This window comes from Pseudomonas rubra (genome assembly GCF_028656935.1).
Taxonomy (GTDB): domain Bacteria; phylum Pseudomonadota; class Gammaproteobacteria; order Pseudomonadales; family Pseudomonadaceae; genus Aquipseudomonas; species Aquipseudomonas rubra.
The window spans coordinates 22771-45008 of the sequence record NZ_JAMDGZ010000014.1 but is presented as its reverse complement, the minus strand read 5'-3'; the positions used below and the strand labels follow the sequence as shown (position 1 = coordinate 45008).

Below are 22238 nucleotides of genomic sequence, written 5' to 3'. Positions count from 1 at the left end.
CGGGGACTATTGAGGAGCTCGCATGACCAAACAAAACGCCTTTACTCGGGAAGACCTGCTGCGCTGCAGTCGCGGTGAGCTGTTCGGCCCAGGTAACGCGCAACTGCCCGCCCCGAACATGCTGATGGTTGATCGCATCACCCATATCAGCGAAGAGGGTGGCAAGTACGGCAAAGGTGAATTGGTCGCCGAGCTGGATATCACCCCGGACCTGTGGTTCTTCGCCTGCCACTTCGAAGGCGATCCGGTAATGCCGGGCTGCCTGGGCCTGGATGCCATGTGGCAGCTGGTCGGCTTCTTCCTGGGCTGGCAAGGCCTGCCAGGCCGTGGCCGGGCCCTGGGTTCGGGTGAAGTGAAATTTTTCGGTCAGGTCTTGCCGACCGCCAAGAAAGTCACCTACAACATTCATATCAAGCGCGTCCTCAAGGGCAAGCTGAACATGGCCATCGCCGATGGCTCGGTGACTGTCGACGGTCGCGAAATCTACACCGCCGAAGGCCTCCGGGTCGGCGTATTCACCTCCACTGACAACTTCTAAGGGTTATCCGCATGCGCCGCGTCGTTATCACTGGTCTGGGCATCGTTTCGTGCCTGGGCAATGACAAAGAGACCGTCTCCGCCAACCTGCGTGCAAGCCGCCCTGGCATCCGATTCAACCCGGAATATGCCGAAATGGGTCTGCGTAGCCAGGTTTCCGGCTCCATCGACCTCAACCTCGAAGAACTGATCGATCGCAAGATCTACCGTTTCGTTGGTCACGCCGCCGCCTACGCCTACCTGGCGATGGCCGACGCGATCAAGGACTCGGGCCTGACCGAAGAGCAAGTTTCCAACCCGCGTACCGGCCTGATCGCCGGTTCCGGTGGCGCCTCGACCCTGAACCAGATGGAAGCGCTGGACATCCTGCGCGAGAAGGGCGTCAAGCGCGTTGGCCCGTACCGCGTCACCCGGACCATGAGCAGCACCGTCTCGGCGTGCCTGGCTACCCCGTTCAAGATCAAGGGTCTGAACTACTCCATCGCCTCGGCCTGCGCCACCAGTGCACATTGCATCGGTACCGCGATGGAACAGATCCAGATGGGCAAGCAGGACATCGTCTTCGCCGGTGGTGGTGAAGAAGAGCACTGGAGCCAGTCGTTCCTGTTCGACGCCATGGGCGCCCTGTCCAGCAAGCGCAACGACACGCCGGAAAAAGCTTCCCGCGCCTACGACGCTGACCGTGACGGCTTCGTCATCGCCGGCGGTGGTGGCATGGTCGTGGTTGAAGAGCTCGAACACGCCCTGGCCCGTGGCGCCAAGATCTATGCCGAAATCGTTGGCTACGGTGCAACGTCCGACGGCTACGACATGGTTGCACCAAGCGGCGAAGGCGCCATCCGCTGCATGCAGATGGCCATGTCCACCGTCGACACCCCGATCGACTACCTGAACACCCACGGCACCTCGACTCCGGTCGGTGACGTTGCAGAAATGAAAGGTGTGCGTGAAGTGTTCGCCGGCAAGGCCCCAGCCATCAGCTCGACCAAGAGCCTGTCGGGTCACTCCCTGGGCGCCGCTGGCGTTCACGAAGCGATCTACTGCATGCTGATGATGGAAGGCAACTTCATTGCCGGCTCCGCCAACATCGACGAGCTGGACCCGGAAGTGGCCGACCTGCCGGTGCTGACCAAGACCCAGGAAAACGCCAAGATCGATACCGTGATGAGCAACAGCTTCGGTTTCGGCGGCACCAATGCCACCCTGGTGCTCAAGCGCTGGGCAGGCAAGTAAGGGCTAGCCCCTTACCCTGAAAACGCCCCGACTTGTCGGGGCGTTTTTTTAGCATCGCGGGGCAAGCCCGCTCCCACATTTATTTATTGTGGGAGCGGGCTTGCCCCGCGATGACTTACACCGAAAACCGCCCAACCAGGCCATTGAGCTCAATCGCCAGCTGCGACAACGCCTGGCTCGCCGCGTTGGTCTGATTGGCCCCCGCCGAGGTCTGCATGGCCAGGTCACGGATGTTGGTCAGGTTGCGGTCCACCTCCCGGGCCACTTGCGCCTGCTGCTCCGAGGCACTGGCAATCACCAGGTTGCGCTCATTGATCAGGCTGATCGCCGCAGCAATCTCCTCCAGCGCCGCGCCGGCTGCATGAGCCCCTTCCAGGGTGCCGCGCGCCCGCTCATTGGTGTGCTGCATGCCCTCGACCGCACGATGGGTACCCTGCTGGATGCCGTCGATCATCTGCTCGATTTCACGGGTTGACTGCTGAGTGCGATGGGCCAAGGCCCGCACCTCGTCAGCAACCACAGCAAAACCGCGCCCGGCATCACCAGCGCGGGCCGCCTCGATCGCGGCGTTGAGGGCCAACAGATTGGTCTGCTCGGCAATCGCGCCAATCACATCCAGCACCTTGGTAATGCCATGAACCTGCTGGGCCAGTTGCCCCACTTCTTCAGCGTTGGCGGTAACACCCGCCGCCAGGTCTTCGATCGACGTCACGGTGAGGCGCACCTGCTCACGCCCCTGACGGGCGATGCGGTCCGATTCCTGAGAGGCCTCGGAAGTGGCCACGGCATTGCTCGCCACCTCCTCCACCGCCGCGGTCATCTGGTTGACCGCGGTCGCTGCCTGCTCGATTTCCTGGCTTTGCTGCATCAGCCCACGGGTAGCGTCTTCAGTCACCGCGCTGAGCTCTTCGGAGGCCGAGGCCAACTGGCTGGAAGAGTCGGAGATACGCCCGATGGTCTCGCGCAGGCTCTGCTGCATTTGCTTCATCGCTGCGAGCAAGCGGGCCGGCTCGTCCTTGCCCTGCACCGTGATCTGCGGGGTCAGGTCGCCGGTGGCCACTACCTCGGCAACTTGTAGCGATTGCGTCAGCGGCCGGACGATACTGCGGGTCAAGGTCAGGGCCAGCACCACCGTCAGCACCACGGCGGCAATCAGCAGGCCAATCACCCAGACCCGCGCCTGCTTGTAGACGGCTTCGGCAAGATCGGTAGCCGTGTTGGCATGCTGGTTGTTGAGTGCAATCAGCTCATTGAGACTGGCAGTCATCTGGTCCGCCAGCTGGTTCATGTCGCCATTGACCAGGGTCACGGCCTCTTCGAGCCGATGCGCGGAAGACAATTCCACCACCTGAGCCTGCAGCTTGAGGTAGCGTTGCTCCAACCCAAGGTAGCGGTCGAACAGGGTTTGCTCTTCGGGCAGTACGATCAGGGCCTGATACTTCTGCTGGGCCTTGCCCAGGCCGGCCTTGATCTCTTCGATACGCGACTTGTTCTGCTCAAGCGCCGCAGCGTCACGATTGACCAGCAAGCGCAGGGTCAAGGCGCGAATGCGCAACATGTCCTGGGTCATCTGCCCGACCGAAATGACGCTGGGCAACCAGTTGCTGTCGACCTGCTCGGACTGCTGGCGCATGCTGGTCATCTGCATCAGGGCAAAAGCGCCCAAGGCAAACACCAGCGCCGCCACCAGGCCGAAACCCAGGCCAGCCCTGGGCGCGATATTCATGCTTCTCAAGCTCATTTTCTGGCTCCCTCCAAAAGCGCTGCAACAGCGCGCAGCAGTCCTTGCTTCTAGACGGTATCGGCCCGGCGAAAATTTGCGTAAGACAAAAACGTGATATCAAAAGGCCTTGTGATCGCGACGCCAGTGACGCAAGGGCTCAATGCACGGTAAAGCGCTGCTCGGCAAGCAGGCGGTCGCCCTGAAAGACCATGAAATGCCACTGCCCGGGCACCACTTCATGGTGCTCGGTGAACTCGTAGGCCATCACATCCTGGGCGGCCCCCGGTACCAGTTTCTGTACCACTTCGAACTTGTCATGGCGCTTGCCATCGGGGGTGATCACCCCTGGCGTGAGGTACAGCAGGGTCAACGGGGTGTCTTCGGCGACCTTGCCTTCCAGGCGGTAGCGCAGGCCAAACTTGCTGCCCAGTCGTGCCGGAATGTCATCGGTGGGGTGCAGTGTCTGGTTGCTCTGGGTCAGTACTCGCTCACCGGGCTGAAAGTTCTCGTGGCGAGTTTCGAACAACCCGTACTCCACCGGGCCTGCTACGCGAACCTCGGCACTGGCCAGGCCACTGACCAGCAACAGCCCGCACAGGGCGCTGAAACGATGTGAAAACATGGTGCACTCCATCAGGTTGATGGCGGCAGGCTATGACGCAGGCATGACAAGCTGATGACAGTGCTGTCACGGGCGCACCTTGGGTAGCACGGCCAGGAAGTTGTCGCGGGCGACCTTCTGCGCGATATCGGCCGGCAAGGCATCAAGAAACACATCGAAACCCTGCATCTGCTCACCCAGGCTGGCGAAGCGCCCAACCACATCGGAGCCGAGCATGAAGCGCTCAGGGAAGCGCTTCACCAGTTCCAGCCACTGCGCCCTGGGTTTGCCCTGATCGTCCAGCAGGTAAGGCCGCAGGACGCTCCAGGACAGGTCCACGTACAGATTGGGGTAGTCTTCCAGCAGCCGTGACAGCGTCGGCAGCAGAAAGTCGAGCCGGGTCTGGTGGCGATGGATTTCCATGCTGGTGCCGGCATGAGCCCAGATGAAGCGGGTGTGCGGGTGGTTGCGCAAGGGCTCTTCGATCTCCGCCAGGTACAACGGGTTACGCTCGCGCTTTGAGGTGATATTGGAGTGAATCAGCACCGGCAGGTCCTGTTCGGCGGCCAGGTGATAGATACGGGTCATGGCCTCGTTGTTGGCCCGTGGCGTGTCGCCGCTGGTCAGTGCGGTGAGGTCGTCATGGCGGGTGAACACTTCACCAATGCCCTGCCATAGACCCGGATACAGCTCGAGCATGCGCTCGATGTGCGCTACGGCATTCTTGTCCACCGGGTTGAAGCCACTGAGAAACGGATGAAAGCGTTGGCGCTGCGCGGGGCCGAGCTTCTCCAGCGCCGCCGCGACATAGATATCGGTGGCGCTGTACCAGTAGGCATCGGCATCGTCGCCTGCGTAGTAACGCGGGCGCTTGGGCTCATCCTCATGCCACTTCTTGGCCACGGGAATACCGGAAATCATCGACTGGTCGATACGCGCCGCATCCATGGCTTTGATCAGTGCATCCATGCCGGCGGTTTCCTGAAAGAAATCCACATAATGCAAGTGGGCGTCGCTGTAGCGATACTCACGCGCCTGCGCCGCCGGCAGCGACAGCGTCATCAACAGCACCCAGGCCAGATACCTGACAATCATCATGCGTTCCTTGTTGGCTGCTTCAGACAAGGTAGACCGACCTCAACAGGTTGCAGTTCAGCAGGTTATGCTAGAAGAACCTTCCCCCAGGCCTGGAGCACACCGTGAGCCGTCCCTTGGTCATCCGCCCTCGCGCCGAATCGGTCGAAGGCCAACCCATCCTGCGCCCCCTGCCTTCGGCCCAGTGTCGCAGCGTCGGGCCCTTCGTGTTCTTCGATCACATGCTCGAAACCGATTACCCGGCCGGGCGCGGCATGAACATTCGCCAGCACCCGCACATCGGCCTGTCCACCCTCACCTACCTGTTCGAAGGCGAAATCCAGCACAAGGACAGCCTGGGTTCGGACCAGAGGGTCAAGGCCGGTGAAGTCAGCTGGATGACCGCTGGCAGCGCCATTGCCCATGTCGAGCGCACCCCGTCTGACGTGCTGGCAGAGCGCTCGCGCCTGCATGGCCTGCAGGTGTGGCTGGCCTCTCCAAAAGCCCAGGAGCAAGGACCGGGGCACTACAGCCACCACCCAGCGGCGAGCTTGCCGGTCAGTGACAACCTCGGGGTCAGCATTCGCATGATTGCCGGCAACGGTTTTTGCCTGCAATCGCCGGTACCGGTGCTATCACCGACCCTGTATGCACTGGTGCAGATGCAGGCTGCCACCACCCTGACGGTGCCCACCGAGCATATCGAGCGTGCGCTGTATGTGCTCGATGGAGAAGTCAGTCTGAACGATGAGACCGTCGAGCCGTGCAGCCTGGTGCTGTTGCCGCCCGGCGAAGAGATGAGCCTGTATGCCGACAGCGAGAGCCAGCTGGTGCTGTTTGGCGGTGCGCCGTTGGATGGGCCGCGGCGAATGAACTGGAATTTCGTTGCCAGTGATCCGGCCCTGATCGAACAGGCACGAGCACGCTGGGCGGCCGGGGACTGGCCGACGGTGCCGGGGGAAAGTGAAAGGATCGAATTGCCTTGATTGCTTTATCGCGGGGCAAGCCCTCTCCCACCAGGCGGTGTGGGAGCGGGCTTGCCCCGCGATGGATTCAGCGCTGGAACACTTCTTCGAGCAAGTTGAACATCGCCCGGAACGCGCGCTTGGACGTGCGTGCGTCGTACTTCATCTTGCCGGGGATGTTGGCCGCGGTGTCGGTAAACGAGTGCACCGCACCGCCATAGCTGATCAGTTGCCAATCGACCTTGGCCGCATCCATCTCAGCCTCGAAGGCCGGCAGTTGCTCCTTGGGTACGAACGGATCGGCTGCGCCATGCAGCACTAGCATCGAGGCTCTTGTCCTGCCTACCTGGGCCGGCGACGACGTGTCGAGGGTGCCATGGAACGAGACTGCCGCTTGCAAGCGCTCATCCACACGCGCCAACTCCAGTGCGCAGCAACCACCAAAACAGAAACCGAATGCTGCAAGCTTGCCAGGCTCCAGCGGCGCCCGGGCCTGCCCCAACAATTGATCCAGGGCTTCTTTCATTCGCTTGCGCAACAACTCCCGGTCATTCTTCAGCGGGGTCATTGCCGCACCGGCTTCATCCATGTTCGACGGACGCAGTGTCTGGCCATAGATATCAGCCAGCAACACCACATACCCCTGGGCGGCAACCTCACGGGCGATGCGTTCAGCGCCCTCGCCCACCCCCATCCAGTTCGGCGCCATCAGCAGCCCGGGCTGCTCGCGGGCACCCTGGGTATAGAACAAGCGGCTCTCATAGGCTTTGCCGGCAACATGATAGACCAGCGATTCGACGGTAACCTTGCTCATGCACTCCTCCTTGCACCATGAAAAAAGCCCGCCGAGGCGGGCTTTCCTGCAACTACTTAAGCCGATAATTCGACCAGTAGCTTGTTCAAGCGACGAACGTACGCCGCCGGGTCCTTGAGGCTATCGCCTGCGGCCAGCGCGGCCTGGTCGAAGAGGATGTGCGAGAAGTCGGCGAAACGGTCTTCGCTCTGCTCGTTGTCCAGCTTCTCGATCAGCGGGTGACCGGGGTTGAACTCGAAGATCGGCTTGGAGTCCGGCACCTTTTGCCCACTGGCTTCGAGGATTTGGCGCATCTGCAGGCCAAGGTCCTGCTCACCGATGGCCAGGATTGCCGGCGAATCGGTCAGGCGGTGGGAAACCCGCACTTCGCTGACGCTTTCGCCCAGAGCGGCTTTGAGACGCTCGACCAGGCCTTCTTTGTCCTTGGCGACTTCTTCCTGGGCCTTCTTGTCCTCGTCGGAGTCCAGCTTGCCCAAGTCCAGGTCACCGCGAGCAACGTCGACAAAGCTCTTGCCGTCGAACTCGCTCAGGTAGCTCATCAGCCACTCGTCGATGCGGTCGGTGAGCAGCAGCACTTCGATGCCTTTCTTGCGGAAGACTTCCAGGTGCGGGCTGTTCTTGACCTGCGCGTAGGATTCGCCGGTGAGGAAGTAGATCTTGTCCTGACCTTCCTTGGCGCGCGCCAGGTAGTCGGCCAGGGCAACGCTCTGTTCACCGCTTTCGTCATGGGTGGAGGCAAAACGCAGTAAACCTGCGATCTTTTCCTTGTTGGCGAAGTCTTCAGCCGGGCCTTCTTTCATCACCTGGCCGAAGTTCTTCCAGAAGCCCTTGTACTGCTCAGGGTCGTTCTTGGCCAGCTTCTCGAGCATGTCCAGCACGCGCTTGGTCAGGGCCGACTTCATCGAATCGATGATCGGGTCTTTCTGCAGGATTTCGCGCGAGACGTTCAGCGACAGGTCGTTGGAATCGACCACGCCCTTAATGAAGCGCAGGTACAGCGGCAGGAAGGACTCGGCCTGGTCCATGATGAACACGCGCTGCACATACAGCTTCAGGCCACGCGGCGCTTCACGCTGGTACAGGTCGAACGGGGCACGGGCCGGCACGTACAGCAGCGAGTTGTACTCCAGCTTGCCTTCGACCTTGTTGTGGCTCCAGGCCAGCGGGTTCTCGAAGTCATGACCGATGTGCTTGTAGAACTCCTGGTATTCCTCGTCCTTGATCTCGGTACGCGGACGGGTCCACAGGGCGCTGGCGCGGTTGACGGTTTCCCATTCTTCGGCTGGCTTCTCTTCGCCTTCGGCGGCTTCGGCCTGCTTTGGCAGCTCGATCGGCAAGGCGATGTGATCGGAGTACTTCTTGACGATGTTGCGCAGGCGCCAGCCGTCGGCGAACTCTTCTTCACCTTTTTTCAGGTGCAGGACGATGCGGGTACCGCGCTCGGGCTTGTCGATGGTGGCGACGTCGAAGTCACCCTCGCCCTTGGACGACCAGTGCACGCCTTCGGCAGCTGGCTGGCCGGCGCGACGGCTGAACACGTCGACCTTGTCGGCGACGATAAAGGCCGAATAGAAGCCCACGCCGAACTGACCGATCAGGTGCGAATCCCTTTTCTGGTCGCCGGTGAGGTTCTTCATGAAGTCGGCGGTGCCGGACTTGGCGATGGTGCCCAGGTGCGCAATCACCTCGTCGCGGTTCATGCCGATACCGTTGTCTTCGAGGGTGACGGTGTTGGCGTCCTTGTCGAAGCTCAGGCGGATTTTCAGCTCCGCGCCGCCTTCGAGCAGCTCGGGCTTGGCCAGGGCCTCGAAGCGCAGTTTATCGACCGCGTCGGAGGCGTTGGAAATCAATTCGCGCAGGAAGATTTCCTTGTTCGAGTACAAGGAATGGATCATGAGGTGCAGCAGTTGCTTCACCTCGGTCTGGAAGCCCAGGGTTTCTTTTTGAGTCTCCACACTCATGCTTCAACACTCCGATCTGATGACAGTTGTCGTTAGGCAGGCCTGTGGCCTGCTTTTACGGCGGGATGCACAACAGATGGGGGTGGCTGGGGCTATTTCAAGGGCGAGGTCATTTCTTCGATCTTGAAATGCGCCCGCGCCGTGGCAATCGGCTCGTCAGGGTTGCCCTGCCAGGCCGTGATCGCCACATTGGTCACCCGCCGCCCCTGGCGCCACAACTGGCACTGGGCATAGGTATCGCGATAGTGACCGGCGCGCAGGTAGTCGATGGAAAAGTCGATGATTTTCGGAATCGCCGCGCTTTCACTGAAAATCAGCAGGTACAGCGCCGCCGACAGCTCCATGAAACCTGCAATCACCCCGCCGTGGATCGCCGGCAGCAACGGATTGCCGATGTTGTCCTGGGTGGCCGGCAGGCAAAACAACAGGTCGTCGCCCTGGCGACTGCACTGGATACCAATCAATCCGGCATAAGGAATCAGCTCCAGCAGTGGCTGGTAATTGCCCTCGGCGTGCGCCTGACGCAGCTGACGATGGATTTCTGGCGCGATCATTGTTCGCCCCCCTTGAGCTTGTTGGCAAAATTAAGCCCCCCCTTGATGCCCTTGCCCAGGCGCATGAAGGTGCCCACCACCTGGGCAATCGGCTGCTCGGGATCGTCCTGATAGGCCACACCGCGAGTGAAAATCACATCGCGCGAGACGCGGTAGCAATAGGCGTGGCCAAAGATATCCTTGCCCGCCTCCGCCGGGTGCATGTAGTCGATGCGCAGATCCAGGGTCGGGCAAACCTCGAACTCAGGCAGTGCACAGAGGGTGGCCATGCCGCAAGTGGTGTCCATCAACGTGGTCACCGCCCCGCCATGGACCGCACCGGTCTGTGGGTTGCCGACGATTCTTGTCGAATACGGCAGCACCAGGGTCATACCCTGGGCGTCGGCGTGATGCACACGCATCTGGAGAACCTGGCAATGGCGCAATGCCGAGAGAAAGCGCTCGGCCATTGCCTGCAAAGAAGTGTCGGTCATTTGAAAAACTCTCAGGCCGTTGAGAACATGCACACCGATCGGCAAATGTCCATATAGAACCATTTGTTATATATCTGTATGGTGCGCGGAACTTCTACCGGTTACTTGAGCTCGAAGGAACAAGTAACTTATTCCACAAGGAGAAACACCCCATGCGTAAACCTTTTGCTTTTGCCGTTATGCTCGCCGCTGCTCTGGGTCTGGCCGCTTGCGATAAAGCCAGCGAGAACAAAGCCCAAGAAGCTCAGCAACATTCCGAGAACGCCCAAGAGAAGATGGGTGAGGCTCAGGATAAAGTGAACGAGGCAGCGAAAGAAAACGCCGAAGCCGCCAAAGATCAGGCCGAAGCGCAACAAAAAGCCGCTGAAGAAGCCGCTCCTGCTGCTCCTGCTGCCCCGGTCACTCCTGCCGAGCCTGCCAAGTAAGCACGCTTGCTGGAATAAAAAAACCCGACACTGTCGGGTTTTTTTATGCCTGCTGAAACTGAATTAAACGATTCAGTCGTGCCGGTTCAGGCCAGATTCTCTTTAGCCGGTTCCACTGTCGGCGCTTCGGTCGGAGTAAAGACCATTACCTCGAGAACATCGGAATGAAATTCACGGCGGTACAACACCAGCACCACCCCGGTACTCATCAACATGAACAACCAAGGGCTGATAAACCAGCAGAGCATGGCCATGCCAAAGTAATACGAGCGCAGCCCTAAGTTGAACTGGTTGGCCGCCAGTGAAATAACCTTGGCAGCTCTAAGGGCAAAGGCCTTGCGCTCAAGTTCACTGACATGGCGCTCACCGATCATCGGCGCCGAGCCCACCAGTACGGCGGCGAAGTTGTATTGGCGCATGCACCAGCTAAAGGTAAAGAAGGCATAGACGAAGACCATTGCCAGGCACAGCAACTTGATTTCCGACATGCCCTGGGACGCCTGCTGTACCAGCGGCAGGTCCGCCAGCAACGACATGGCGCGGTCCGATGCACCGAGCACAGTAAGAATGCCGGCAAGAATGATCAGGGTACTGGAGGCAAAGAACGACGCATTGCGCTCCAGGTTGCCAATCACGCTGGCATCGGCGATACGGTTATCACGCATCAGCATGCGGCGCATCCAGTCTTCCCGGTACAGGTGCAGCACGCTGGCCAGGCACGCGGTATCACGGCCCTTCCAGGTCGCATAACGGGTGTATCCGCCCCAGCACACGGCAAACCAGCAGGCGGCCAGCAGGTGAATCAGATTGCTTTGAATAAAGCTCATGCAAGGTCCTGATTGAAGTTTCGAGCACAATAAAACCCATTGACCGGCTTTCGACGCTTAGCCGCAGAAAAAACACGCCCTGGCCACAGAGTCGAGTAGGAGGCGGCTTCACAGCCGCCGCCGTTTGCTAAGCACAATCAATTACAGGGCCTTGACACGCACATCCCAGGCAAATTTTGAGCGGCCAGAAGCGGAAGCTCAATCGGCGCCCGGATTTCCAGCTCGCCCGAACTATCAGTCAGCGGGGCCCACTCTCCCATCGTCAACCGCGATGCGGCCTTCATAATCCAGCTATCCACATTGGCATCACCGGAACCTTGGATCATCGTTACCTGAGGCTTACCGCTGTCTGACTTGAAGAGATAGGACAACGTCACCTTCTTCGCTTCGCCCGTTGCATTTACTGCCTCGAACACCTCCCGAACAGCCAGAAGGCGTTTCTGCCGATTGACGAGACTCTCAAGCCAGATCAGCTGAAAACGCTTCGCCTGCAGCTCATTGAGCGGTTGCCCTTGTTTGCGCAAACGGCTCATCGCCCTCCAGGTATCATCGCCACAGAACTCTGTCGACTCCAGATACACTGACAACGCGCCAGGTAGATCCTGCGGGCCACCTTTACCCTCCTCCATCAGTCGCCCCAGCGACAGCGCAGCCGTGTTTCCCGCGAGACGGTAGAGTTTGCGCGCCTTGGTGTAATCCACGGGCTCGCCTTCACCGAGCTCAGCCATCTGCCCCAATTGAATATTATTGGCAGGGTCCAGTTTGGCGGACTCGGCGAACAGCGCCCGGGCCTTGCGGAAATCTTGATCGACGCCGTATCCCCCTATCTGATAAAGCTTGCCCAGAATGGCTTTGCATTTGGCATTTCCATCATTGGCATAGCGTTCGATGTAACGCAGCTTATCGCGATGAAGAGGCTTTTCGTCTGTGATCACCATGCATCTTACGCCAGTGACGAAGGAGTCAAAATCGGGAGGTCGGGTTGAGCTCTGGCAGCCGGCGATTGCGACTACAAGTACCAAGAGTGACAGGGGTCTGAACATGGCTTCCATGCATCCGTGAAAACAAAAAAGAGGCATTATGCCATCAATCAGGTGACGGAACTGCGGGCGGCGATGAGTACTCATGCCATGTGAGATGCAACTAGAAGAACGGGACTTGAACCTACTAGCTTGCACTGGATTTCAGCGCATTTGCGCAGAATCGAGTAGGGGGCGGCTTCACAACCGCCGTCCTCTCACACTACCGTACGTACGGTTCCACGACGACTACGCACATGGATGTTCACATCGTCGGCATAGCGCACGATTGGGCTTAGGCAGTCGCTGCACCCTCACCCTGCTACGCCGCCTGATCCGCTTCCTGTTCTTCGGGCCAGTATTGTGCCTCGGGCTTCCTTCAGGTTCGCATTCACCCGCTTGGCCACCACAACCAAACGAGTTGCACTTGCGCGCAACGTGCCATGCCTGGCGCACAACGAAAATGCCCCGCATCCTTTCGGACACGGGGCTCAGAATCTGCCGTGACGTTCACCCTGTTGGCTTGTGGCCGGTGCCCGTCACATGGCCAACTCTCAGGCCAGCACTTCGCGTGGCTTGCCCAGCATGCGGTCACACAGTACCGCAAGGCCCAGGGTAACCACCGAAGGCACCAGCCAGGCCAGGCCCTGCTCGCTCAGTGGCAGGTGAGCCAAAAATTCTGGCAGCTTGCCGGCCAACGCCGTGCCCTTGATGGCATCGACCATGCCGAACAGCAGCGACACCAGCATCACTGGCCCCAGGATGCGGACCTGGGAATGCCACAGCTCCTTGCAGAAGCTCAGGCCCACGACCACGATGCACGGCGGGTAGATGGCGGTGAGCACCGGGATCGAGAACAGGATCAGCTTGGTCAGGCCCAAGTTGGAGATCAGCAGCGAGAACGCGGCAAGAATCACCACCAGGGTACGGTACGACAGCGGCAGCACCTGACTGAAGTACTCGGCGCAGGCGCAGGTCAGACCAACTGCGGTGACCAGGCAGGCCAGGGCGATCAGCACAGCGAGGAAGCCGCTGCCCAACGAGCCGAAGGTGTGCTGGACGTAGGCATGCAACACCGCTGCGCCGTTGCTGGCACCGGCGGCAATTTCATGGCTGCCGGCCCCCAGGCGGAACAGGCTGATGTACACCAGGGCCAGGCCGACACCGGCGATCAGGCCGGCGATGATCGCGTAACGGGTGATCAGCTGTGGCGATTCGACGCCGCGCGAACGAATGGCGTTGACGATGACGATACCGAACACCAGTGCGCCAAGGGTATCCATGGTCAGGTAACCATTGATGAAGCCCTGGGAAAACGGTGCAGCGACATAGGCAGGTTGTGCTTCACCAATACCGCCGGCTGGCAGCATGAACGCGGCGATGCCGAGCGCGGCCAGGGCAATGATCTTCAGCGGCGCAAGGAAGCGGCCGACGGTGTCGAGCAGCTTGCCCGGGTACATGGACACCGCCAGTACCACCAGGAAGTACACCAGGCTGTAGATGAACAGCGCCATCGGGCTTTCACCGGTCAACGGTGCAACACCAACCTCGAAGGATACGGTGGCGGTACGCGGGGTGGCGAACAGCGGCCCTACCGAGAGGTAGCACACCGCCGCCAGCAGGCCGCCGGCAACCTTGCCGATAGGACTGCTAAGGGCATCCATGCCGCCGCCGACCTTGGCCAGGGCGACAACTGTGATGACCGGCAGGCCAACAGCAGTGATCAGGAAGCCCAGCGCCGCCATCCATACATGCGGACCGGATTGCAGGCCGACGATAGGTGGGAAAATGATATTGCCCGCGCCGACGAACAAAGCGAACGTCATAAAACCAAGTGCCAGGATGTCCTGGCCTTTTAAAACTTTCATTAAGGAAATACCACACTGCTGAAATCGGGATTTAGAGAGGGATTTCCCCTTGGGTGAGGGAAATGCTGCCTGGCTGGATGAGCCAGACCCGTTTAGCGTGTCGTTCCCTTTTGGGGAGCGGGCACAAAATGAGTGCATAGGTTAACGAATTTGACACAGAAACGCACTGTTGCAGGGCCGCTTGTCCGATGTGCGAATGTACATGTCGTCTGGTTGACCGCATATTTGCCCCGCGGTGCTATCAGCAGACAACAAAAAGGCCACCCGAAGGTGGCCTCTTTGCTTACCGGGCAGTGATTACTTCTTCACTTCCCAGCCAGTCAGCTCGGCCAGGGCCTTGCCGATGTCTGCCAGCGAACGCACGGTTTTCACACCAGCGTCTTGCAGCGCAGCGAATTTCTCGTCTGCTGTGCCTTTGCCGCCAGAGATGATGGCGCCAGCGTGGCCCATACGCTTGCCCGCAGGAGCGGTAACACCAGCGATGTAGGAAACCACAGGCTTGGTGACGTTGGCCTTGATGTAGGCAGCGGCTTCTTCTTCAGCCGAACCGCCGATCTCGCCGATCATGACGATCGCTTCGGTCTGCGGGTCTTCCTGGAACAGCTTCAGAATGTCGATGAAGTTGGAGCCCGGGATCGGGTCGCCACCGATACCGACGCAGGTGGACTGACCGAAACCGGCGTCAGTGGTCTGCTTGACCGCTTCGTAGGTCAGGGTGCCGGAACGCGAAACGATACCGACCTTGCCTGGCAAGTGGATGTGACCTGGCATGATGCCGATCTTGCACTCGCCCGGAGTGATGACGCCTGGGCAGTTAGGGCCGATCAGGGTAACACCCAGCTCGTCGCACTTGACCTTGGCATCGAGCATGTCCAGGGTAGGAATGCCTTCGGTGATGCAGACGATCAGCTTGATGCCGCCGAAGGCCGCTTCCAGGATCGAGTCTTTGCAGAAAGGAGCCGGTACGTAGATGACCGACGCGTCAGCGCCGGTGGCTTCTACGGCTTCTTTCACAGTGTTGAACACTGGCAGGCCCAGGTGAGTGGAGCCACCTTTGCCTGGGGTCACGCCGCCAACCATCTTGGTGCCGTAGGCGATGGCTTGTTCGGAGTGGAAAGTACCTTGCGAGCCGGTGAAGCCCTGGCAAATAACTTTGGTGTCTTTATTGATCAGGACGCTCATTATTTGCCCTCCGCAGCTTTGACAACTTGTTGAGCAGCGTCGGTCAGGCTGGTTGCAGCAATGATGTTCAAACCGCTTTCTGCCAGTACTTTAGCACCCAGTTCAGCGTTGTTACCTTCCAGGCGAACAACAACCGGCACTTTCACGCCGACTTCTTTCACTGCACCGATGATGCCTTCGGCAATCATGTCGCAACGAACGATGCCGCCGAAGATGTTGACCAGAACGGCCGCGACATTGCTGTCGGACAGGATGATCTTGAAGGCTTCGGTCACGCGCTCTTTGGTAGCACCACCACCTACGTCGAGGAAGTTGGCTGGCTTGCCGCCGTGCAGGTTGACGATGTCCATGGTACCCATGGCCAGGCCGGCACCGTTGACCATGCAACCGATGTTGCCTTCCAGGGCTACGTAGTTCAGCTCGAAGCTGGCAGCGTGCGCTTCACGAGGATCGTCCTGGGACGGGTCGTGGAAGGTTTTCAGCTTAGGCTGACGGTACATGGCGTTAGCGTCGATGTTGATCTTGGCATCGAGGCAGTGCAGGTCGCCGTCGGCCTTGATGACCAGCGGGTTTACTTCCAGCAGGGCCAGGTCGTGTTCTTTGAACAGCTTGGCCAGGCCGACGAAAATCTTGGCGAACTGAGCAACTTGCTTGCCTTCCAGACCCAGCTGGAATGCCAGTTCACGACCCTGGAATGGCTGAGCGCCAACCAGTGGATCGATAGTAGCCTTGATGATCTTCTCAGGAGTCTCGTGAGCGACTTTCTCGATGTCCACGCCACCTTCGGTGGACGCCATGAACACGATACGACGGCTCGAACGGTCGACTACAGCGCCCAGGTACAGCTCTTTGGCGATGTCAGTGCAGGATTCGACCAGGATCTTGGTCACTGGCTGACCGTTGGCGTCAGTCTGGTAGGTTACCAGACGCTTGCCCAACCATTGCGCAGCGAACGCCTTGGCGTCTTCCTTGCTGCGAACCAGCTTGACGCCGCCCGCTTTACCGCGACCACCGGCGTGGACCTGGGCTTTGACAACCCACTCGGTACCGCCGATCTTGTCGCACGCTTCTGCGGCAGCTTCAGGGGTGTCGACTGCGAAACCCTTGGAAACTGGCAGGCCGTATTCAGCGAACAGCTGCTTACCCTGATACTCGTGAAGATTCATGCTTTTTACCGTCTTCGTTAGGTACTGCGCTTCGGCGCTGCGCTCCATGGGAGTGCCGCGCCACCTGTGACCACTTGCCCCCGGTATGCTCCGGGAGTTCGAGTCCGGCGGACTTTCCGCGGTGAGTCATGCACGCAAGACTCACGACGGGCCACCCGCCGTGGTTTCTTATTGTTTAACGCTTCTTACGGTTGGCAACGTGAATGGCACCGCCATTCACCGCCAGCGCGGCTTCATGCAGCGCTTCGGACAGGGTCGGATGGGAGAAAACCATCATGCCCAGGTCTTCGGCGCTGGAACCGAATTCCATTGCGATTGCACCCTGCTGTACCAGTTCGGCAGCCGATGGGCCAATCACGTGTACACCCAGAACGCGGTCGGTCTTGGCATCGGCGATGACCTTGACGAAACCACCGGTGTCGTTGGCAGCCATCGCACGGCCGCTGGCCGCGAACGGGAAGGTGCCCACGTTAACCTCAACGCCTTCGGCCTTCAAGGTTTGTTCGGTTTTACCGACCCACGCGATTTCCGGGTGGGTGTAGATAACCGACGGGATCAGGTCGTAGTTCATCTGGGCTTTGTGGCCCTTGATGCGCTCGACGACCATGATGCCCTCTTCCGAGGCCTTGTGTGCCAGCATCATGCCACGAACCACGTCACCGATGGCGAAAACGCCCGGTACGCTGGTCGCGCAATGATCGTCAACGAAGACAAAACCACGCTCGTCGATGGTCACGCCGCTGTCGGCAGCCAGCAGGTCGGTGGTCACTGGGCGACGACCGACGGCCACGATCAGCTTGTCGAAGGTGATCTTCTGTTCGCCGTTGGCATCGGTGTAGGTCACTTCGACTTCAGCGCCATTGACCTTGGAACCGGTCACACGGGCGCCCAGTTTGATGTCCAGACCTTGCTTGGTCAGGGTTTTCAGGGCTTCCTTGGAGACAGCGGCGTCAGCGGCCATCAGGAAGGTGTCCAGGGCTTCCAGAACGGTGACTTCAGCACCCAGGCGAGCCCAGACCGAACCCAGCTCCAGACCGATCACACCGGCACCAATGACGCCCAGGCGCTTAGGTACGGCCTGGAATTCCAGGGCGCCGGTGGAGTCGACGATGACGTTCTGGTCGACCGGAGCCGGTGGAATGTCGATCGGACGCGAACCCGAAGCCAGGATGACGTTCTCGGCTTCGATGATTTCGGTGGTGCCGTCAGCCTTGGTGACTTCGACTTTCTTGCCAGCCAGCAGCTTGCCGTGACCCTGGATCGAAGTGACGCCGTTGGCCTTGAACAGGGTGGCAACACCGCCGGTCAGGTTCTTGACGATGCCAGCCTTGCGGCCAACCATCGCAGCGACGTCCATCTTGACTTCGCCAGTGGAGATGCCGTGGACGTTGAAGCTCTCTTTGGCTTCCTTGTATTTCCAGGAGCTGTCCAGCAGTGCCTTGGAAGGAATGCAACCCACGTTCAGGCAGGTACCGCCGAGGGCCAGCTTGCCCTCGCCATCGGTGTACTTCTCGATACAGGCAGTGCTCAGACCAAGTTGCGCAGCCTTGATAGCAGCTACGTAGCCGCCAGGACCTGCGCCAATCACTACCACGTCGAATTTCTGGGTCATAAAAGATTCCTTATAAGCGTCAAGCTTCAAGCTTCAAGCCGCAAGAACTGCAGCTTCGACTTGAAGCTTGCAGCTTGCGGCTTGCAACTGTATGTCAGATGTCCAGCAGCAGACGAGCCGGGTCTTCCAGCAGGTTCTTGATGGTCACCAGGAAGGTCACGGCTTCTTTACCGTCGATCAGACGGTGGTCGTAGGACAGCGCCAGGTACATCATCGGACGAATCACGACCTGACCGTTAACAGCCATAGGACGCTGGATGATGTTGTGCATGCCCAGGATCGCGGCCTGCGGCGGGTTGACGATCGGGGTCGACATCATCGAACCAAAGGTACCACCGTTGGTGATGGTGAAGGTACCGCCGGTCATTTCGTCGATCGACAGCTTGCCGTCACGGGCCTTCTTGCCGAAGGTGGCGATGCCGTTCTCGATTTCCGCCAGGCTCATTTGCTCAGCGTTGCGCAGTACCGGTACCACCAGGCCACGGTCGCTGGAAACGGCAACGCCGACGTCCGCATAACCGTGGTAGACGATGTCGGAACCGTCGATCGAGGCGTTGACTGCCGGGAAGCGTTTCAGCGCTTCGGTGGCCGCCTTGACGAAGAACGACATGAAGCCCAGGCGTACGCCGTTGTGGGTCTTCTCGAACAGGTCCTTGTACTTTGAACGCAGGGCCATGACTTCGGTCATGTCGACTTCGTTGAAGGTGGTCAGCATGGCCATGTTCGACTGTGCTTCTACCAGGCGCTTGGCCACAGTGGCACGCACGCGGGTCATCGGCACGCGCTTCTCGGTACGGTCGCCAGCGGCGACAACCGGGGCAGCAGCGGCAGCGGCTGGCTTGGCAGCTGGAGCAGCAGCCGGAGCGGATTTCTTCGCTTCGATGGCAGCAACAGCGTCTTCCTTGGTGATGCGACCGTCTTTGCCGGTGCCCTTGATGCTGCTCAGGGCGATGCCGTTTTCTTCGGCCAGCTTACGGGCAGCAGGCGCGGCGATAGCGTCTTCGGCCTCAGCGCTGGCGGCGGCAGGAGCGGCGGCAGCGGCAGCGGCAGCGGCAGCGGCAGGTGCAGCAGCGGCAACGCCGCCTTCCACGATCGAACCCAGGACTTCGTCGGACAGGACGGTCTCGCCCTCGCCCTTGACGATTGCGCCCAGCACGCCATCAGCGGTCGCCAGTACTTCCAGGACGACCTTGTCGGTCTCGATGTCGACGATCAGTTCGTCACGCTTGACGGCTTCGCCCGGTTGCTTGTGCCAGGTGGCAACGGTGCCATCGGCAACCGATTCCGGGAAAGTAGGGGCTTTGATCTCGATAGCCATTATCAGTGGTTCCTTAAATTCGGTTTCTGGTGCGCGATGGCATTAAACGGTGAAGGCATCTTGCAGCAGTTTTTCCTGCTGCTCGGCGTGCATCGAAGCGTAACCACAAGCAGGTGCTGCCGAAGCATCACGACCGGCGTACTCGAGGACCAGGTCCTTGTTGTGACGGGTCAGGATACGACGCATGTGGTGTTGGCTGCTGTACCAGGCGCCCTGGTTCATCGGTTCTTCCTGGCACCACACCACATCCTTGAGATTGGTGTATGGAGCAAGGATCTCGACCAGGTCGTCCTCAGGGAACGGATACAGCTGCTCGATACGCACGATGGCGATATCTTCGCGGCCTTCGGCACGGCGTTTTTCCAGCAGATCGTAGTAGACCTTGCCGCTGCACAGGACCAGGCGCGTGACGTTCTTCGGATCGAGGGTATCGATTTCCGGGATCACGGTCTGGAACGAGCCTTCGGCCAAATCTTCCAGGGTCGAGATGGCCAGCTTGTGGCGCAGCAGCGACTTTGGCGTCAGCACGATCAGCGGCTTGCGCAGCGGACGGATGACCTGACGACGCAGCAGGTGGTAGATCTGAGCCGGCGTGGTCGGTACGCAGACCTGGACGTTGTGCTCAGCGCACAGCTGCAGGTAACGCTCCAGACGCGCCGAGGAGTGCTCAGGCCCCTGCCCTTCATAACCGTGTGGCAGCAGCATGGTCAGACCGCACAGACGGCCCCACTTGTGCTCGCCGCTGGTGATGAACTGGTCGACAACCACCTGGGCACCGTTGGCGAAGTCACCGAACTGGGCTTCCCAGATCACCAGCGCGTTTGGCGTGGTGGTCGAGTAGCCGTATTCGAATGCCAAAACCGCTTCTTCGGACAGGAACGAATCGTACAGGTCGAAACGTGGCTGGCCTTCATAGAGGTTCTGCAACGGGATGTAGGTGCTTGCATCCTTCTGGTTGTGCAACACCGCGTGGCGGTGCGAGAAGGTGCCGCGGCCGATATCCTGACCGGTCATGCGAATCGGGTGACCTTCGAACGCCAGGGTCGCGTAGGCCATGGTTTCGGCATAGCCCCAGTTGATCGGCAAGCCACCGGCCTGCATCTTCTGGCGATCTTCGTAGATCTTCGAAACCTGACGCTGAACCACGAAGCCTTCCGGCAGTTCCAGCAGCTTGGCCGACAGCTCCTGCAGGGTCTTGAGGTCGAAGCGGGTGTCGTGACGCGCGGTCCAGGCATGGCCCAGGTACGGACGCCAGTCAACGAACAGCTCTTTGTTCGGCTCTTTGACCAGGCTTTTTACTACGTGCAGGCCGTTGTCCAGCGCATTGCGGTACTCGTCGACCTTGGCCTGGACGCGTTCGGCGTCAAGGCGACCCGCCTGGGTCAGGGCTTCGGCGTACAGCTCGCGAGTAGTGCGCTGCTTGGCGATCTGCTGATACATCAGCGGCTGGGTGCCGTTCGGCTCGTCAGCCTCGTTGTGGCCGCGACGACGGTAGCAGACCAGGTCGATGACCACGTCACGCTTGAACTGCATGCGGTAGTCGACCGCCAGCTGGGTCACGAACAGCACGGCTTCCGGATCATCACCGTTGACGTGCAGGATCGGCGCCTGAATCATCTTGGCGACGTCGGTGGCGTACTCGGTGGAGCGCGAGTCCAGCGGGTTGCTGATGGTGAAACCAACCTGGTTGTTGATCACGATGTGCACGGTACCGCCGGTCTTGAAACCGCGGGTCTGCGACATCTGGAAGGTTTCCATGACCACGCCTTGACCGGCGAACGCCGCGTCACCGTGGAGGGAGATCGGCAATACCTTGTCGCCAACGGTGTCGTTGCGGCGGTCCTGACGGGCACGTACCGAACCTTCAACCACTGGCGAGACGATTTCCAGGTGCGAAGGGTTGAACGCCATAGCCAGGTGAACTTCGCCACCGGCGGTCATCACGTTGGACGAGAAGCCCTGGTGGTATTTCACGTCACCGGAGCCCAGCTCGACCTTCTTCTTGCCTTCGAACTCGTCGAACAGCTCGCGCGGGTTCTTGCCAAAGGTGTTGACCAGGACGTTCAGGCGACCACGGTGGGCCATGCCGATGACAACTTCCTTGGTGCCGTAGGAACCGGAACGTTGAATCAGCTCGTCCAGCATCGGAATCAGGCTCTCGCCGCCTTCCAGGCCGAAACGCTTGGTACCCGGGTATTTGGTACCCAGGTATTTTTCCAGACCCTCGGCGGCGGTGACGCGCTCGAGCAGGTGGCTCTGAATATCCGCAGAGAAGACTGGACGCCCACGCACGCTCTCCAGACGCTGCTGGAACCAGCTGCGCTGCTCGGAGTCGACGATGTGGGTAAATTCGGCGCCAATGGTGCGGCAATATGTCTGCTGCAAAGCGTCGAAGATTTCGCGTAGGCTCGCTTCCTCTTTGCCGATGAACAGGTCGCCGGCACGGAAGGTCGTATCAAGATCGGCATTGGTCAAGCCGTAATGATTGATCGACAGGTCTACTGGCGCAGGGCGCTGCCACAACCCCAGGGGGTCGAGCTTCGCGGCTTGGTGGCCGCGCATACGGTAGGCCTGGATCAGTCGCAGCACTTCAACCTGCTTCTTCTCGTGTTCACTGCTCACGCTCCCGGCGGAAACCGGTTGGGCGCGGCGCTGGTTCTTTGCCAGCAGTACGAAATGGTCGCGGATCGTCGAGTGCGATACATCGGTAGCGGTGCTGCCTTCGGCGGGCAACTTCTGGAAGTAAGTGCGCCACTCTTCTGGCACAGCGTTAGGGTCGTGCAGGTAGAGCTCGTAGAGCTCTTCCACATATGCAGCGTTACCACCTGAAAGGTGGGCGCTATCCCACATGCGCTGCATCACGCTTTCTTGCATGCTTGGTCACCC

The 22238-nt window shown here is 59.9% G+C and carries 19 protein-coding genes; 4 read left to right on the top strand and 15 right to left on the bottom strand.

Annotation, left to right across the window (positions count from 1 at the left end; translation table 11 throughout):
- Window positions 1-22: 22 nt before the first annotated feature.
- Complete coding sequence (gene fabA, locus M5G17_RS06800) at window positions 23-538, top strand: 3-hydroxyacyl-[acyl-carrier-protein] dehydratase FabA (RefSeq protein ID WP_007899046.1); 516 nt, start codon at window positions 23-25, stop codon at window positions 536-538.
- An 11-nt stretch (window positions 539-549) separates the two neighbouring features.
- Entirely contained in the window at window positions 550-1770 is a 1221-nt protein-coding gene (fabB, locus tag M5G17_RS06795) for a beta-ketoacyl-ACP synthase I (RefSeq protein WP_130263908.1), read from the top strand.
- A gap of 115 nt (window positions 1771-1885) precedes the next feature.
- Here the strand turns inward: fabB and M5G17_RS06790 are convergent, their stop codons facing one another.
- The 3 genes from M5G17_RS06790 to M5G17_RS06780 form a co-directional block, all read right to left on the bottom strand.
- Window positions 1886-3511, bottom strand: a complete 1626-nt coding sequence (locus M5G17_RS06790) for a methyl-accepting chemotaxis protein (protein WP_273892219.1) — start codon at window positions 3509-3511, stop codon at window positions 1886-1888.
- A 139-nt stretch (window positions 3512-3650) separates the two neighbouring features.
- Window positions 3651-4115: a DUF3859 domain-containing protein gene (locus M5G17_RS06785; protein ID WP_273892218.1), complete on the bottom strand. Its 465-nt coding sequence runs from the start codon at window positions 4113-4115 to the stop codon at window positions 3651-3653.
- A gap of 66 nt (window positions 4116-4181) precedes the next feature.
- Window positions 4182-5189 carry an amidohydrolase family protein gene (locus tag M5G17_RS06780; RefSeq protein ID WP_273892217.1) on the bottom strand — a complete coding sequence of 336 codons (1008 nt, stop codon included), beginning with the start codon at window positions 5187-5189 and terminating at the stop codon, window positions 4182-4184.
- A 104-nt stretch (window positions 5190-5293) separates the two neighbouring features.
- On the opposite strand from M5G17_RS06780, the gene M5G17_RS06775 reads away from it, so the two are divergent.
- Window positions 5294-6154: a pirin family protein gene (locus M5G17_RS06775; RefSeq protein WP_273892216.1), complete on the top strand. Its 861-nt coding sequence runs from the start codon at window positions 5294-5296 to the stop codon at window positions 6152-6154.
- Between the two features lie 67 nt (window positions 6155-6221).
- Here the strand turns inward: M5G17_RS06775 and M5G17_RS06770 are convergent, their stop codons facing one another.
- The 4 genes from M5G17_RS06770 to M5G17_RS06755 form a co-directional block, all read right to left on the bottom strand.
- Window positions 6222-6947, bottom strand: a complete 726-nt coding sequence (locus tag M5G17_RS06770) for a dienelactone hydrolase family protein (RefSeq protein ID WP_273892215.1) — start codon at window positions 6945-6947, stop codon at window positions 6222-6224.
- A gap of 56 nt (window positions 6948-7003) precedes the next feature.
- Window positions 7004-8908 carry a molecular chaperone HtpG gene (gene htpG, locus M5G17_RS06765; RefSeq protein WP_273892214.1) on the bottom strand — a complete coding sequence of 635 codons (1905 nt, stop codon included), beginning with the start codon at window positions 8906-8908 and terminating at the stop codon, window positions 7004-7006.
- Window positions 8909-9000: 92 nt separating this feature from the next.
- Window positions 9001-9462: a PaaI family thioesterase gene (locus M5G17_RS06760; RefSeq protein ID WP_273892212.1), complete on the bottom strand. Its 462-nt coding sequence runs from the start codon at window positions 9460-9462 to the stop codon at window positions 9001-9003.
- The gene (locus tag M5G17_RS06755) at window positions 9459-9935 is read right to left on the bottom strand and encodes a PaaI family thioesterase (protein ID WP_273892211.1); all 477 of its coding nucleotides are present in this window, start codon (window positions 9933-9935) and stop codon (window positions 9459-9461) included. The genes M5G17_RS06760 and M5G17_RS06755 overlap by 4 nt, the downstream gene beginning before the upstream one ends.
- Before the next feature lie 152 nt (window positions 9936-10087).
- On the opposite strand from M5G17_RS06755, the gene M5G17_RS06750 reads away from it, so the two are divergent.
- Window positions 10088-10360, top strand: coding sequence for a hypothetical protein (locus tag M5G17_RS06750; RefSeq protein ID WP_273892210.1), 273 nt, complete (start codon window positions 10088-10090; stop codon window positions 10358-10360).
- Window positions 10361-10446: 86 nt separating this feature from the next.
- Here M5G17_RS06750 and M5G17_RS06745 read toward each other — a convergent pair whose 3' ends face one another.
- The 8 genes from M5G17_RS06745 to M5G17_RS06710 form a co-directional block, all read right to left on the bottom strand.
- Window positions 10447-11187 (bottom strand): DUF599 domain-containing protein, encoded by a 741-nt coding sequence (locus M5G17_RS06745; RefSeq protein WP_273892209.1) that lies wholly within the window; start codon window positions 11185-11187, stop codon window positions 10447-10449.
- Between the two features lie 137 nt (window positions 11188-11324).
- Entirely contained in the window at window positions 11325-12125 is an 801-nt protein-coding gene (locus M5G17_RS06740; protein ID WP_273892208.1) for a tetratricopeptide repeat protein, read from the bottom strand.
- A gap of 635 nt (window positions 12126-12760) precedes the next feature.
- A complete protein-coding gene (brnQ, locus tag M5G17_RS06735) occupies window positions 12761-14074 on the bottom strand; it encodes a branched-chain amino acid transport system II carrier protein (RefSeq protein WP_273892207.1) in 1314 nt (437 codons plus the stop codon).
- Between the two features lie 297 nt (window positions 14075-14371).
- Window positions 14372-15256, bottom strand: coding sequence for a succinate--CoA ligase subunit alpha (gene sucD / locus M5G17_RS06730; RefSeq protein WP_273892206.1), 885 nt, complete (start codon window positions 15254-15256; stop codon window positions 14372-14374).
- Entirely contained in the window at window positions 15256-16422 is a 1167-nt protein-coding gene (gene sucC / locus M5G17_RS06725; protein WP_010224674.1) for an ADP-forming succinate--CoA ligase subunit beta, read from the bottom strand. The genes sucD and sucC overlap by 1 nt, the downstream gene beginning before the upstream one ends.
- Before the next feature lie 175 nt (window positions 16423-16597).
- Window positions 16598-18034, bottom strand: coding sequence for a dihydrolipoyl dehydrogenase (gene lpdA / locus M5G17_RS06720; protein ID WP_273892205.1), 1437 nt, complete (start codon window positions 18032-18034; stop codon window positions 16598-16600).
- Between the two features lie 94 nt (window positions 18035-18128).
- Window positions 18129-19352: a 2-oxoglutarate dehydrogenase complex dihydrolipoyllysine-residue succinyltransferase gene (odhB, locus tag M5G17_RS06715; protein ID WP_273892204.1), complete on the bottom strand. Its 1224-nt coding sequence runs from the start codon at window positions 19350-19352 to the stop codon at window positions 18129-18131.
- Window positions 19353-19394: 42 nt separating this feature from the next.
- Window positions 19395-22226, bottom strand: a complete 2832-nt coding sequence (locus tag M5G17_RS06710) for a 2-oxoglutarate dehydrogenase E1 component (protein WP_273892203.1) — start codon at window positions 22224-22226, stop codon at window positions 19395-19397.
- Between the last annotated feature and the right edge of the window lie 12 nt (window positions 22227-22238).

Excerpts from the sequence above, each read along its gene's own strand:
- fabA (WP_007899046.1), top strand. The coding sequence starts at position 23 with ATGACCAAACAAAACGCCTTTACTCGGGAAGACCTGCTGCGCTGCAGT.
- fabB (WP_130263908.1), top strand. The coding sequence starts at position 550 with ATGCGCCGCGTCGTTATCACTGGTCTGGGCATCGTTTCGTGCCTGGGC.
- M5G17_RS06790 (WP_273892219.1), bottom strand. The coding sequence starts at position 3,511 with ATGAGCTTGAGAAGCATGAATATCGCGCCCAGGGCTGGCCTGGGTTTC.
- M5G17_RS06785 (WP_273892218.1), bottom strand. The coding sequence starts at position 4,115 with ATGTTTTCACATCGTTTCAGCGCCCTGTGCGGGCTGTTGCTGGTCAGT.
- M5G17_RS06780 (WP_273892217.1), bottom strand. The coding sequence starts at position 5,189 with ATGATTGTCAGGTATCTGGCCTGGGTGCTGTTGATGACGCTGTCGCTG.
- M5G17_RS06770 (WP_273892215.1), bottom strand. The coding sequence starts at position 6,947 with ATGAGCAAGGTTACCGTCGAATCGCTGGTCTATCATGTTGCCGGCAAA.
- htpG (WP_273892214.1), bottom strand. The coding sequence starts at position 8,908 with ATGAGTGTGGAGACTCAAAAAGAAACCCTGGGCTTCCAGACCGAGGTG.
- M5G17_RS06760 (WP_273892212.1), bottom strand. The coding sequence starts at position 9,462 with ATGATCGCGCCAGAAATCCATCGTCAGCTGCGTCAGGCGCACGCCGAG.
- M5G17_RS06755 (WP_273892211.1), bottom strand. The coding sequence starts at position 9,935 with ATGACCGACACTTCTTTGCAGGCAATGGCCGAGCGCTTTCTCTCGGCA.
- M5G17_RS06750 (WP_273892210.1), top strand. The coding sequence starts at position 10,088 with ATGCGTAAACCTTTTGCTTTTGCCGTTATGCTCGCCGCTGCTCTGGGT.
- M5G17_RS06745 (WP_273892209.1), bottom strand. The coding sequence starts at position 11,187 with ATGAGCTTTATTCAAAGCAATCTGATTCACCTGCTGGCCGCCTGCTGG.
- M5G17_RS06740 (WP_273892208.1), bottom strand. The coding sequence starts at position 12,125 with ATGGTGATCACAGACGAAAAGCCTCTTCATCGCGATAAGCTGCGTTAC.
- brnQ (WP_273892207.1), bottom strand. The coding sequence starts at position 14,074 with ATGAAAGTTTTAAAAGGCCAGGACATCCTGGCACTTGGTTTTATGACG.
- sucD (WP_273892206.1), bottom strand. The coding sequence starts at position 15,256 with ATGAGCGTCCTGATCAATAAAGACACCAAAGTTATTTGCCAGGGCTTC.
- sucC (WP_010224674.1), bottom strand. The coding sequence starts at position 16,422 with ATGAATCTTCACGAGTATCAGGGTAAGCAGCTGTTCGCTGAATACGGC.
- lpdA (WP_273892205.1), bottom strand. The coding sequence starts at position 18,034 with ATGACCCAGAAATTCGACGTGGTAGTGATTGGCGCAGGTCCTGGCGGC.
- odhB (WP_273892204.1), bottom strand. The coding sequence starts at position 19,352 with ATGGCTATCGAGATCAAAGCCCCTACTTTCCCGGAATCGGTTGCCGAT.
- M5G17_RS06710 (WP_273892203.1), bottom strand. The coding sequence starts at position 22,226 with ATGCAAGAAAGCGTGATGCAGCGCATGTGGGATAGCGCCCACCTTTCA.